Genomic DNA, 12584 nt, shown 5'->3' on the forward strand with positions numbered 1-12584 from the left:
GATATTTACAGTGTGATTGAAATATATTATAATTATATTGAAGTTAGAGATTCATTAAAGGGGGAGAATTAAATGTCCGTTGATCAGATTGAAATGGCCTTGCGGCCGCCGGAGACACCGATGGTGCCCTATCCGCCCAAGTATGTGGATTTAAAAGATGGCAGGAAGCTGGTGATTCATCAGGTAGGGCGTGAAGCGGTACCCACACTGCTGAAAGTTGTCGAGCCTTTAATTAAAAGAGAAGCAGACTTTTATGACATTGTTGCGGCCCGGGTTTATTCGGAGTTGCTAGGTTTTTATCGCTACCGGGTTAAGGATGAGTTTGTCTTAGTCGGCACCATTGACGGGGTGGTGGCCGGATTAGTGAACCAGCGGATGGTGGATCAAAAAACAGCCATGTCCTACCATACCTTGGCTGTCAAGCGTGGCCTGCGCGTAGGACCGGCTTTGTTTGCCGCCAAGATGGAATATAGCTTGGATTATCTCGGGCAGGAAGAAGTATTGATCGTTGCTGAGAGCCCCCACGGTTTACGGAGATGGATGCAGGAATATGATTTAATTCCCAGGTTTGATACCTGGCACGAGCTGGGCGGGGGTCCTTCTTTTGTTCTGACGAAGGAGCTTTGGGAAAAGAAGAAGGCGGAAAAGAACGTCGGCATTCGTCCTGTGCCCCAGGAGTTGCTTGAAACAGCTAAAAAACTGATCATCCCAAATGCATTGGAAGTATAATTTTTTCGTTCCAAGAAGCCGGCTTTAATCGAGACGGCTTCTTGGAATTCAGAGAAGAATCAGGGGAAATTACTCAGTTGACCATTTGCTTATGAACGGTTCAGTTGACTGTAAGGAAGATGCAGGGAAAAGAGAGGTCAGGATAAAGGAGAGGGTCGATACTGTGGAATTTTCTATATTAAAGCCAAAGACCATAGAGGAAGCAGTTAGGATACTGCACACGACACCCAAAACAAAAGTGATTGCGGGGGGAACGGATGTTGTGATCCAGCTGCGCAACGGCATAGAGTACAGGCAACTTGTCGATGTGAGCGCGCTATTGGATGCGGCGATTGAGGAAGAGGGAGAAAATATCCGCATTGGTGCCATGGCAACACACAGTGATGTGATTGATTCTGAGCTGATCAAAAGATGGGCAGGCGTCTTAGCTGAGGCGTGCAGTTCCGTTGCGGCACCGCAGATCAGGAATCTGGGCACCATCGCAGGAAATATTGGCAATGCCTCACCGGCAGGGGACTCATTACCGGCCTTGCTGGTTCTCGGTGCGGTGATTGAGTACCGGGATGAAGAATCTGCAAAAAGCATGGCCCTGGACGATTTTTTTGTGGGACCTGGCCGGACGAAACTAGCAGGAAAAGGGATCATTACGGCCCTCAAGATTCCTAAAATCCGGGAAAAAGGGACCAAATTTTTAAAAATCGGCAAGCGTAACGCCTTGGCAATTTCCGTGTGCAATTGCGCTTCCTATGTGGAATTAGACGTGGAAAACAGGATTAAGGCGGTGAAGATTGCCTTAGGTTCCGTGGCGCCGACTCCGGTCAGGGTGAGGAGAACGGAACAGTTTTTATTGGGCCGGGTGCCGGAAGAGGATCTTTTTTCTCAAGCCGGAGAAATGGCCAAAGATGAAGTTAATCCCATTACGGATATCCGCAGCACAGCCGATTACCGTAAGGATGTGGTCGCCGTGCTTGTCAAAAGAACATTCCGGGAAGCGGTGTTACAGGCCAATCTTTTAAAAAGGTAGGGGGGGAGTCTTATGGGAAAAATCCATATTCATGTGGACGTGAATGGGCAAGCCTATCAGCTTCAAGTAGAGGAAGACGCATTCCTGGTTGATGTGCTACGGGAAAATCTGAATCTTACAGGCACCAAAAAGGCATGCAACGAAGGAGAATGCGGTGCCTGTACCGTGATCCTGAACGGAAAAGCGGTTAATTCCTGTATGATTCTAGCCTCCAGGGTTGACGGCGCGCGTATTTTAACCATTGAAGGACTTGGTAGCGGAGATCGCCTGCACCCCATCCAAGAAGCGTTTATTACCGAAGGAGCGGTGCAATGCGGGTATTGTACGCCCGGAATGATTATGTCCGCCAAAGCACTGCTGGATCAAAACCCTCATCCTAGTGAAGGAGAAATTCGCCGGGGGCTGTCTGGCAACCTCTGCCGGTGTACCGGCTATAAAAAAATTGTTCAAGCGGTGAAAGTCGCTGCTGAAAAGATGGCTGGACAGAACAGCTAGAGTAGTCTTACCTGACTAACTTGGCATAAGTCTCCCGCTTTAGGCGGGAGTCCAACGCCAATTAAGTCATGTATTAGCAGTTCTAAAACTTGCTAAGAAAACTACTTAGCAAGTTAAGAACTTGCGTCAAGGGAGGGAAGAAGATGCCCAGAATTATTGGGAAAAGTGTCAATAAAGTGGATGGCGTGGCTAAGGTTACCGGGTCCGCAACTTTTGTCTATGATCTCATGCTGCCCGGAATGCTCTGGGCGAAGGTTTTACGCAGCCCTCTGGCCCATGGGGAGATTATCAGCATTAATACCTCCAAGGCGGAACGTTTGCCGGGGGTAAGGGCGGTGATTACCGGTGGGGACCTGGATGATATCCGGCACGGGGCGGGATTAAAGGATGCCTATGTGCTGGCCAAAGACCGGGTCCGGTTTATCGGTGATCCGGTAGCGGCGGTGGCGGCAGATACGGAAAAAATTGCCGAGGAAGCGGTGAAATTAATTGAAGTGGAATACCGGGAACTGCCGGCGGTTTTTGATGTGGAAGATGCCTATTCCATCACTCCTTCTGCGGTCGTGCACCCAGACTTGCCCACCTATCAGCACTCGCCCATGATGAAACCCCGGTTGTGGCCCGACCGTCCCAACGTTTACCACACCCATGTCATTGCCAGCGGTGATGTGGAGCAGGGACTGAAGGAAGCCGATATTGTTGTGGAAAATAAGTATAGCACGGCCCGGATTCAGCATGTACAGATGGAGCCTCATTGCGCGGTAGCCAGCGTAGATCAAGAGGACAACGTGACCATTTATGCTTCGGAAAACACCCTGTATGCGTGTAAAAATATTTTTTGGCGTGCCTTTAATTTATCCCCCTCCAAGGTGCGGGTCCTTGCGCCCAACGTAGGCGGGGGCTTTGGGGGAAAACAGGAAATTATCACCATGGGCATTGCTTATGGTTTGGCCAAGAAAAGTAAGCGTCCGGTAAAATTGAATTTTACCCGGGAGGAAGTATTTATCGGCGCCGTGACCCGGCACCCGGCGGTGATTTATATTCGAGACGGCCTCAAAAAGGACGGCACCTTGGTGGCCCGCGATATCCGCGTCTTATTCAACGGGGGTGCTTATGCGGATTTTGGTTACCTGGTCGTGAGAAATAGTACCTACGCAGCCGTAGGTACGTATAAGATACCTCATTTCCGCATTGAATCCTATGGCATTTATACAAATGAACCAATTGCCGGGGCCTTCCGGGGATTTGGCAATGTGCAGGTACAGTGGGCTACCGAATGCCAGAATGATATTCTCGCCGAGAAAGCAGGCCTGGATCCCATGGCGTTTCGCTTGAAGAACGTTCTCCGTGAAGGTGACCGCAACCCGGCCGGGGAGCTGGTTTTCAGCTGTGAGGCGGAACAATGTATGCGCTGGGTGAAAAGTCAGGCGGAAATACTGCGGAAACAAATCGCAACTCAGGAACAACCCCCTTATATCAAGCGCGGTATCGGTTTTTCAGGGGGCAACAAGTACAGCATGGCACCTACCGCTTCTTTGGCATATGTAAAGGTGCACGAGGACAGCAGCATAGAAATCAGAGTTGGGTCAGATGATCCCGGCCAGGGTCTGAGAACGGTGGTGGCGCAGATCGCTGCGGAAGAGTTTGAGACTGAAATGTCCAATATCAGGGTGATCAGTGGGGACACCCAGATTGCTCCCTATGATGAGGGCGCTATTTCCAGCAGGGCAACCTACAATGTCGGAAACGCCGTACGGCTAGCCTGTGAGGATGCTAAAAGGAGATTAGTGGAAATGGCTGCTCAAAAGTTTGAAGTTAGTAAAGAAGAACTAGAAGTTACCGATATGAGAGTGAGATTTAAAAATAATCCTGCGAAAGAAATTACTTTTGGAGATTTATTTACCTACAACATCATGGGTACCGGACAATACCCGAAAGTGGGCGGTGAAATATTGGGCAAGGCTACCTGGTTCCAGGGGAAAACAGCGGAATCGCCCAGCGGGACGGGGGACCGCATCACTGCCTTTTATACCCAGGGGGCTCAGGCTATTGCTGTGGCGGTGGATATAGAGACGGGAAACATCCAGGTGGAGGGAATTGCCAGTTCTTTTGATACCGGAGTCCCCATCAATCCTGCCGGAGTGGAAGGACAGATTGAGGGCGGGACCGTAATGGGCCTTGGCTCGGCCCTTATGGAAAAAATGGTGATGGATAAGGGAAAGGTGTTAAATGCTTCTCTGACGGGCTATTTGATCCCTACCACTATGGACTTGCCGGTATGTGAAAATGACCATACCCACATTGCGGATGGATGGCACCGGGATGGGCCCTACGGAGCGAAAGGACTGGGTGAAGGGACCATGAGCTGCACGGCCTCGGCTTTAGCTAATGCGATTTATGATGCGGTAGGGTTGCGGTTTTATGATTTGCCCATCGAACCGGAAGAACTGCTTAAGCGTTTAAAAGGATTAAAAGTCTAAGGAGTGTAGGCAATGCGGGATAAAATTAAGACGGCAAGAGAAGCCGTCCAAGAGATGAAAGACGGCAGCATCATCATGGTGGGGGGCTTCGTGATGTGCGGCGTACCGGAAACACTTATTTACGCACTCTCGGAAGCCGGCGCCAAGGACTTAACGATTATTTCCAACAATGACGGACTTCCGGGGAAAGGGCTGGACTTGCTTTTTTCCCACCATCGGGTGAAAAAATTGGTTGCTTCCCATATCGGATTGAATCCCATTGTGGAAAAACAAATGTACGCCGGGGAACTAGAAGTGGAGCTTGTGCCCCAGGGCACCCTGGCGGAACGGATCCGGGCCGGGGGAGCCGGGCTGGGGGGTGTGCTGACGCCGACAGGTGTGGGAACGCTGGTGGCGGAAGGAAAACAGGTGCTGGAAGTTAACGGGATTCCTTACCTGCTGGAACTCCCCCTACACGCCCAGTTTGCCCTGATCAAGGCATATCAGGCGGATCCCTTCGGAAACCTGCGCTATAGTTTAACTGCGCGAAACTTCAATCCATTGATGGCGACGGCAGCAGACCGGGTAGTGGCCGAGGTGGATGAACTGGTGGAATTGGGCGCCATCGAACCGGACCACGTGGTGACACCGGGAATTTTTGTGGACACCCTGGTTTTAGCAGGGCAAGGGGGTGCGTTAAATGGCTGATCGGGAGTGGATCGCTTGGCGCGTGGCGCAGGAACTCCGCGAAGGGGACGCGGTGAATCTGGGTATTGGTATTCCCACCCTGGTACCCAAGTATCTGCCCAAAGGGATGAATGTTTACTTCCAATCCGAAAACGGCATTGTGGGCATGGGAGCGGTGCCGCTGCCTGAGCAGCAAAACGATAACCTGGTGGACGCTGCGGGGAAGCCCACATCTATTATGACCGGGGGAGTCGTATTTGACAGTTCATTTTCTTTTGCTCTGATCCGCGGGGGGCATCTGGATTTTGCCGTTTTGGGTGCATTGGAGGTAGACGCCCAGGGGCGGATTGCCAATTGGATGATACCGGGCAAAATGGTGCCGGGCATGGGAGGAGGGATGGATCTGGCCGTGGGGGCCAAGAAAGTAATTGTGGCCATGACACACACAGCTTCGGGAGGAAAGCCTAAGATATTGTCTCAGTGCAGTCTGCCCTTAACCTCGACCAGACCGGTAAACAAAATCATTACCGATCTTGCTGTGATCCAGGTTGATCAGGACGGCCTGGTATTATGTGAACTGGCGCCGGGGGCTACTATTGACGGTGTCCTCGCAGCTACCGGAGCCAGGCTTCAAATCGGCATCTAAGAAAAACAGTTTTTCTACAAAATAGCTTTCAGAAGGAGTGTTGAGAAAATGGGGATTAAAATTCTACATGTTGACCGGGACTATGTCAGGATACCTTTGGTTCCGGGCGGTGACGCCAGGGCGGTAGTTTGGCCGGGAATGGGCGGTAAAAATGCCAGCCTGCACTATGTGGTGATGAAACCGGGACAGGAAAACGTTCCTCATGTCCATAAAATGTCCGAGGATATTATTTATGTGATACAGGGGCAAGGAGTGGCTGTTGATTTGGACCAGGGAACCGAGCATCCCTTTACCAAAGGTTCGGTCATCTATGTTCCGCCCGGAATACAACATACCGTTAAAGCGACCGGTACGGAGGATTATATTGTGGTAGGCACTTTGGCGCCGGCAGATACGGAGATGTATCTGAAAGCAGGTATAAAATGGTAAAAAGCGAGGTGATCTGCCGTGTTTAAAAGACCGGTAATATTAACAACGGCTCTTACCGGCAATATGACTATGCCCAGCCAAACCCCCTACCTTCCCATTACGTCGGCGCAGTTAATCGAAGATGCGGTGGGATGCTGGGAAGCAGGCGCCGCGGTAGTACATATCCATATGCGCAAGCCGGAAACAGGTGAGCCTTGCGGGGATGTGGACCTTTGGGGCAAGGTGCTGGGCGACATTAAAGAAAGATGTGATGTGGTGGTTTGTACTTCTACCGGCGGAGGGCCCGGCATGAGCGTAGCCCAAAGAGCCGCAGTGGTTTCGGCCTACCGGCCCGAATTGGCTTCCTTTAATCTGGGGTCCATGAATTTTGGCATGTTTGCTGCCATTCCTTCTATTAAAGAATGGAAATATGCTTGGGAAAAGCCTTATTTAGAGAATACCAAGGATTTTGTCTTTAAGAATACCTTTGCCGACCTTGATCTGATGTGCCGGACCATGAAAGAATATGGAACCAAGCCGGAATTGGAAGTATATGATGTCGGTCACCTTTATAGTGCAGCTTATATGATACGCCAGGGATGGCTGGAGTTTCCCATTCATATTCAGTTTGTCATGGGTGTGCTGGGAGGGATCGGCACGGATATCCGGGACTTAATTCACCTTCTGGACACGGCCCAGCGTTTATTCGAAAAGAACTTCACCTGGTCGGTGATAGGAATCGGCTATCCGGCCGAATTCGCTTTAGGCACGACGGCGGCCCTGCTAGGCGGCAATGTGCGGGTGGGGCTGGAGGACAATATCAAGATTAAAAAAGGGGAACTTGCCAAAGGCAACAGGGAATTGGCCCTAAAAATGGCAGGCATTCTGAAAGGCCTTGACTTTGAACTGGCCAGCCCTGCTCAGGCCAGGAAATATCTGGGTCTGAAAGGCCTGGACAATGTGAATTATTAAAGGAGGGTTCTCGAATGCGTTTAGTAGATCTGACAAATCCCATGTCCATTCATTCTCCGGGATGGGTGGGGTATCCCGCCCCCAAATTATGGTATATCCAGCAGCACCATACCAACGGCATCGTCAGTCAGATGATCGAAACACCCCTGCATATCGGCACCCATTTAGACAGCGAGATGCACGGGGTTTCCGGGGGAAAAGATATCGCTGCCATTCCCCTGGAACGGTTGGTACATGAGGGGGTTATTGTGGATGTGAGTGAGATCGGAGAGTGGGGCATCTATACGCCTGAGTTAATTGAGTCAAAGGTGGAAGTAAAACAGGGTGATATTCTCATCATTCATACGGGGTGGTATAAATACTATGCCGGCCAAGAGAAGGAAGACGTAGTAACCTATTTTCTCAAACATCCCGGGCCGAACAAGCAGTTTGCGGAGTGGGCCATAGAGAAGGAATTAAGTTGGATCGGTGTGGATTGTGGTTCGGCAGATCATGCCTTGAATACCTCCATCCGCTTTAAAAGGCCGGACATGGTAAAAGAATTCGAGTCTAGCCGTCAGGTAAAGCTTGAGGAAGTGTTCCCGGAAGCCGATTTGTTTGTAATGCACCATGAGCCCTTCCGCCACGGTATTGTTCATGCGGAAAACGTAGGCGGGGATATCGCCCGGGTATTGAATACCCGCTGCCTGATCGGCGCTTTTCCCTGGAGATTTGAAGGAGCGGAAGCCGGGATCTGTCGCATCGTCGCCTTTTTGGACGAATAGGTCTGGATCTGTACTAATTTTCCACCCGATCCGGGACTTGAAGCCGGTAACCTTTTGAGATCCGAACATATGTAAGCCAGTCCGGCTGAATCATATGTTCGGGAGGTTACTGAAAAAGTATGATCAGACTAGGGTTAGGCGGTGAATAGCATGGAGGAAAACAGGGAATTGTGCGACGCTCTGAAAAATATTTTGGCGGTTGCTCCCCTATTAAACCAATTTACCTTTGACGATATCGGCGTAAAAGTGTGTGATACGGAAAAAATCATTTGGGAGATGAATCCCAAAACATTTAGTTTTGGAAAAGAAACATCTCTGGGGGAGCGGCTGGATCCAAACTGGATCATCTCTCGCGCGCTGCAAAGAAAAGAGCGTGTGACGATGGAAGTAGGAAAGGAATATTATGGTGTTGCCTACGTAGGGATTGGCGTCCCTATTTTTGAGGGGCCGCAACTCGTTGGTGGCGTGATGATCTATCAATCCGTGGAGAGAAAAGAAAAGCTGTTGGAAATTTCTCAGATACTCAACAAGACCATCAAGAAATTAGATCTCACGGTCCAACAGATCGCAGCCGAAGCGGAGGAGCTGTCCGCCACAGGCCAGGAATTGGGCAGCATTTCCCAGGAGGCCAGCGCCCAAGTGGGAGAAACCGGCAGCGTGGTGGAAGTTATCCGGAAAATAGCGGATCAGACTAACCTGATTGGTCTTAATGCAGCTATTGAAGCGGCCCGGGTGGGAGAACACGGCCGGGGATTTGCGGTAGTGGCGGAAGAGGTGCGCAAATTAGCAAAAACAAGTACGGACTCCACAAAAAGCATCAGGAAGACCCTGGGAGAGATAGAGAATGCGGTGGGACATATTAGCATGGCCATAAAAGAAGTAACGCAAGTGGCCGATCATCAGGCTCTCGCCATTACGGAAGTTATTCCTGAGGTTGATGCCCTAGCCAAACTGGCCGATACCATTGTCGAGATGGCCAAAGATCTAACCACCGATGTGAACGCCCAGTAGACTTGCCTGCTCATGAAAGATGCGGTGCCTGATTGGCGCTCTTCGCGGCAGACTTACGGGGCGGAAAGGATTTGCCTCCGGCAGCATTTAATAGAGAACCGGGATACGGTCAATTAACTCCAATAAGAGTAAAGAGGATATATTTTAAATTTAGATTTGCTTTCAATGAGGATAAAATATTATAATACTATTATAATTTATTCTAAGGAGTTGGATGTTAATTGCAGGACCGTATCCGTAATGTAGGTGTAAAAATACGCCAAATTAGATTAGAGAAGAAAATGACGCTCAAGGAAATATCAGATGCCACAAATCTTAGTTTGTCCTTAATAAGTATGATCGAACGGGGCGAGGCAAACCCGTCCATCGGCAGCTTAATTGCGATCAGCGATGCTTTGCAAGTTGCGGCAGGGGAACTGTTTGATGATGAGCAATCTGCTGTTTTTCAACCGGTGATCCGTAAGCGTGAACAAGCAGTTTTACACACATCGGAGGGAGTGAGCCGGAGGATTCTTGTTTTGGACGAGAAAAGCCAAATACAGATGGCGGAAAATACCTATGAGCCTGGGACTGCCAGCGCCGAGGTGACCACCCGGCATCGGGGGAAGGAATTTGGGGTACTCATCGAGGGGAGCTTGCAGATAGAAATTGATAATGAAGTCTATACCCTGGAGTCGGGAGATGCAATTTATTATGATTCTCACCACCCGCATCGTTTTATCAATAGTTCTCAAAATCGATCAAAAACAATTTGGGTCAACATATTTTCCGAATAGTAAGTAGGTATCTTGCTTCATCTGTAAAATACCCGGCAGACTATGATCAAAGGAGGGGAATAGCATGGAAATAGTCATTGCCGGCGCTGTTCGAACAGCAATCGGCAGTATGGGAGGAACCTTAAAAGATACTCCCGCCGTAGAATTGGGCCGAGTGGTCATTGCCGCGGCCCTGGAAAAAGCCGGCGTCCAAGCTGATCAGGTCAATGAAGTGATCATGGGCAATGTGCTTCAGGCAGGCTTGGGGCAAAACCCGGCACGGCAGTCGGCAGTCAAAGCCGGGCTGCCGGTAGGCATAGGGGCTTTCACCGTGAATAAAGTATGCGGCTCCGGTTTGAAGGCCGTGATCCTGGCCGCCCAGGCCATTGGTGCCGGTGATGCGGAGGTTGTGGTAGCCGGCGGCATGGAAAACATGAGCAGGGCACCTTATATTTTGGATCAGGCCCGCTGGGGATACCGGATGGGTGATCAAAAACTGATTGATGCCATGATAAAAGATGGTTTATGGTGCGCCCTGGACGAGGTACATATGGGCCTGACCGCGGAGAATATTGCCGAGAAATTTCATATTAGCAGAAAAGATCAGGATGAGTTTGCTTTTTCCAGCCAGATCAAAGCGGAACAGGCTCTTCAAGAAGGTAAATTTATCGATGAAATCGTTCCGGTCCGGATCCCGCAAAAAAAAGGGGAGGCTATTCTTTTTCAGCAGGATGAATATCCCCGGGCCGGCACCACCATGGAAGGATTAAATAAACTGAGACCGGCTTTTAAAAAAGAGGGCACCGTAACGGCCGGAAACGCTTCCGGTATCAACGATGGTGCAGCAGCTATGGTTGTGATGAGCGGGGAAAAGGCGAAAGCTTTAGGCATAAAACCGCTGGCCCGGATCATCAGTTATGCTGGGGCAGGAGTTGATCCTTCCCTAATGGGTACCGGCCCGGTACCGGCGACGAAAGCCGCCTTAAAAAAAGCGGGGCTAGATATGGGAGAGATAGATTTAGTGGAAGCGAATGAAGCTTTTGCGGCACAGGCCGTCTATGCGGCCCGGGAATTGGGGTTAGACGCCGCGAAGACGAACGTGAACGGCGGCGCCATTGCCTTGGGCCATCCCATTGGCGCCAGCGGCGCACGCATCCTGGTCACCCTGATCCATGAAATGAATAAGCGAAATAGCCAATCTGGCTTAGCGACCATGTGTATCGGCGGAGGCCAAGGAATTGCCCTGATCATTGGACGTTGAAACCTTTCAAAAAGGGACGGGATCTGATCAGATATCACTGGGAGGAGGTACCTGAGACATGTCGGCGGTTGTATTAATTGGCGCCCAGTGGGGTGACGAGGGAAAAGGCAAAATTACCGATTACCTGGCCGGTCAGGCAGACGTAGTGGCACGTTATCAAGGCGGCAATAATGCCGGCCATACGGTGGTGGCGGAGGGGCGGGAGTACAAACTGCACCTGATTCCTTCAGGGATCCTCTATCCTCAGACCGCCTGTGTCATTGGCAACGGCGTGGTCGTGGATCCGGAAGTGCTGCTTCACGAACTGGATACCCTGAAGGAACAGGGGATCAACTGCGAAAACTTGCATATCAGTGACGCCGCCCACGTGATCATGCCCTACCACCGGCGCCTGGATGCCTTGGAGGAGGAGGAGCGGGGCGGCAATAAGCTGGGCACCACCTGTCTGGGCATAGGTCCCGCATACAGCGATAAGACTGCCCGGATCGGCATCCGGATGGGGGACTTGTTTGACCGGGCCGGGTTTATGGATAAGCTGCACCGGAATTTAGAGCAAAAAAACCGGCTTTTAAAAACGGGCTATTACAGGGAAAGCTTTACTGTGGAAGAAATATGGGAGCCTTTTCAAGCATATGCCTGCCGGTTGAAGAAATATGTCAAAGATACTTCCCTATTCGTGAACCGGGCCCTGGATGCCGGCCAACATGTCTTATTTGAGGGTGCCCAAGGGTCCCTCTTGGACCTGGATCACGGAACCTATCCCTACGTGACCTCCTCTTATCCGACTGCCGGAGGCGCCTGCTTAGGCATGGGTGTGGGGCCCACCCGGATCAACCATGTGATTGGGGTGACAAAGGCCTATACCACTCGGGTGGGCGAAGGACCCTTCCCTACAGAACTTTTCGGTGCGGTGGGCCGGCAGATCCACGAACGGGGCAGAGAATTTGGCACTACCACCGGCAGGCCGCGGCGCTGCGGCTGGCTGGATCTGGTGGTCCTGCGCTACACGGCGCGGGTGAATGGCTTGACCAGCCTGGCCATGACAAAGCTGGACGTTCTGGATCATCTTTCCTCGATCTATATTTGCACAGGCTATGTGTATCAGGGGCAAGTACTGGAAGAGTTTCCCCACCAGCTCGAGGTCTTAGGTGCGTGCCGGCCCCAATATGAGGAACTGCCGGGTTGGCAAGAAGATACCAGCGGAGCGGCAACATTAAGCCAATTGCCTGGAAACGCCAGGCATTATCTGGACCGGGTGGAAGAACTGACCGGAGTGCCGATTTCCCTTGTAGCTATTGGCCCGGGACGGCACCAGACTATTCCCTTGAAACCGGTGTTTTGAGGAATAGCTGCCCTAATGGGGGCTTGGGATT

Annotated in this window: 13 protein-coding genes; all 13 read left to right on the forward strand. The window is 51.0% G+C overall.

Annotation, left to right across the window (positions count from 1 at the left end; genetic code table 11):
• Positions 1 to 72: 72 nt before the first annotated feature.
• The 13 genes from DCMF_RS26085 to DCMF_RS26145 all read left to right on the forward strand — a co-directional run bounded on the left by DCMF_RS26085 (position 73) and on the right by DCMF_RS26145 (position 12553).
• The gene (locus DCMF_RS26085; protein WP_148137147.1) at positions 73 to 729 is read left to right on the forward strand and encodes a hypothetical protein; all 657 of its coding nucleotides are present in this window, start codon (positions 73 to 75) and stop codon (positions 727 to 729) included.
• 163 nt (positions 730 to 892) lie between these two features.
• Positions 893 to 1753, forward strand: coding sequence for an FAD binding domain-containing protein (locus DCMF_RS26090; RefSeq protein ID WP_214658922.1), 861 nt, complete (start codon positions 893 to 895; stop codon positions 1751 to 1753).
• Positions 1754 to 1765: 12 nt separating this feature from the next.
• The gene (locus DCMF_RS26095; protein ID WP_148137149.1) at positions 1766 to 2248 is read left to right on the forward strand and encodes a (2Fe-2S)-binding protein; all 483 of its coding nucleotides are present in this window, start codon (positions 1766 to 1768) and stop codon (positions 2246 to 2248) included.
• Between the two features lie 143 nt (positions 2249 to 2391).
• Complete coding sequence (locus DCMF_RS26100) at positions 2392 to 4728, forward strand: xanthine dehydrogenase family protein molybdopterin-binding subunit (RefSeq protein WP_148137150.1); 2337 nt, start codon at positions 2392 to 2394, stop codon at positions 4726 to 4728.
• Between the two features lie 12 nt (positions 4729 to 4740).
• Positions 4741 to 5415, forward strand: coding sequence for a CoA transferase subunit A (locus tag DCMF_RS26105; protein WP_148137151.1), 675 nt, complete (start codon positions 4741 to 4743; stop codon positions 5413 to 5415).
• A complete protein-coding gene (locus tag DCMF_RS26110; RefSeq protein ID WP_148137152.1) occupies positions 5408 to 6040 on the forward strand; it encodes a 3-oxoacid CoA-transferase subunit B in 633 nt (210 codons plus the stop codon). The genes DCMF_RS26105 and DCMF_RS26110 overlap by 8 nt, the downstream gene beginning before the upstream one ends.
• A 48-nt stretch (positions 6041 to 6088) precedes the next feature.
• Positions 6089 to 6469, forward strand: coding sequence for a cupin domain-containing protein (locus tag DCMF_RS26115; protein ID WP_148137153.1), 381 nt, complete (start codon positions 6089 to 6091; stop codon positions 6467 to 6469).
• An 18-nt stretch (positions 6470 to 6487) separates the two neighbouring features.
• Positions 6488 to 7420 carry a beta-keto acid cleavage family enzyme gene (locus DCMF_RS26120; RefSeq protein ID WP_214658923.1) on the forward strand — a complete coding sequence of 311 codons (933 nt, stop codon included), beginning with the start codon at positions 6488 to 6490 and terminating at the stop codon, positions 7418 to 7420.
• A gap of 14 nt (positions 7421 to 7434) precedes the next feature.
• Complete coding sequence (locus DCMF_RS26125) at positions 7435 to 8184, forward strand: cyclase family protein (RefSeq protein ID WP_148137154.1); 750 nt, start codon at positions 7435 to 7437, stop codon at positions 8182 to 8184.
• A 150-nt stretch (positions 8185 to 8334) separates the two neighbouring features.
• Positions 8335 to 9195 (forward strand): methyl-accepting chemotaxis protein, encoded by an 861-nt coding sequence (locus DCMF_RS30280; protein WP_148137155.1) that lies wholly within the window; start codon positions 8335 to 8337, stop codon positions 9193 to 9195.
• A gap of 221 nt (positions 9196 to 9416) precedes the next feature.
• Positions 9417 to 9971, forward strand: a complete 555-nt coding sequence (locus DCMF_RS26135) for a cupin domain-containing protein (RefSeq protein WP_148137156.1) — start codon at positions 9417 to 9419, stop codon at positions 9969 to 9971.
• A 64-nt stretch (positions 9972 to 10035) separates the two neighbouring features.
• Positions 10036 to 11211, forward strand: a complete 1176-nt coding sequence (locus tag DCMF_RS26140) for an acetyl-CoA C-acetyltransferase (RefSeq protein ID WP_148137157.1) — start codon at positions 10036 to 10038, stop codon at positions 11209 to 11211.
• 58 nt (positions 11212 to 11269) lie between these two features.
• Positions 11270 to 12553 (forward strand): adenylosuccinate synthase, encoded by a 1284-nt coding sequence (locus tag DCMF_RS26145; protein ID WP_148137158.1) that lies wholly within the window; start codon positions 11270 to 11272, stop codon positions 12551 to 12553.
• Positions 12554 to 12584 lie beyond the last annotated feature (31 nt).

It is taken from the genome of Candidatus Formimonas warabiya, assembly GCF_002777255.1.
GTDB lineage: Bacteria > Bacillota > Dehalobacteriia > Dehalobacteriales > Dehalobacteriaceae > Formimonas > Formimonas warabiya.

Bases quoted from the DNA above. Each gene is read 5' to 3' on its own strand.
- DCMF_RS26085 (WP_148137147.1), top strand. From the start codon at position 73: ATGTCCGTTGATCAGATTGAAATGGCCTTGCGGCCGCCGGAGACACCG.
- DCMF_RS26095 (WP_148137149.1), top strand. From the start codon at position 1,766: ATGGGAAAAATCCATATTCATGTGGACGTGAATGGGCAAGCCTATCAG.
- DCMF_RS26100 (WP_148137150.1), top strand. From the start codon at position 2,392: ATGCCCAGAATTATTGGGAAAAGTGTCAATAAAGTGGATGGCGTGGCT.
- DCMF_RS26105 (WP_148137151.1), top strand. From the start codon at position 4,741: ATGCGGGATAAAATTAAGACGGCAAGAGAAGCCGTCCAAGAGATGAAA.
- DCMF_RS26110 (WP_148137152.1), top strand. From the start codon at position 5,408: ATGGCTGATCGGGAGTGGATCGCTTGGCGCGTGGCGCAGGAACTCCGC.
- DCMF_RS26115 (WP_148137153.1), top strand. From the start codon at position 6,089: ATGGGGATTAAAATTCTACATGTTGACCGGGACTATGTCAGGATACCT.
- DCMF_RS26125 (WP_148137154.1), top strand. From the start codon at position 7,435: ATGCGTTTAGTAGATCTGACAAATCCCATGTCCATTCATTCTCCGGGA.
- DCMF_RS30280 (WP_148137155.1), top strand. From the start codon at position 8,335: ATGGAGGAAAACAGGGAATTGTGCGACGCTCTGAAAAATATTTTGGCG.
- DCMF_RS26140 (WP_148137157.1), top strand. From the start codon at position 10,036: ATGGAAATAGTCATTGCCGGCGCTGTTCGAACAGCAATCGGCAGTATG.
- DCMF_RS26145 (WP_148137158.1), top strand. From the start codon at position 11,270: ATGTCGGCGGTTGTATTAATTGGCGCCCAGTGGGGTGACGAGGGAAAA.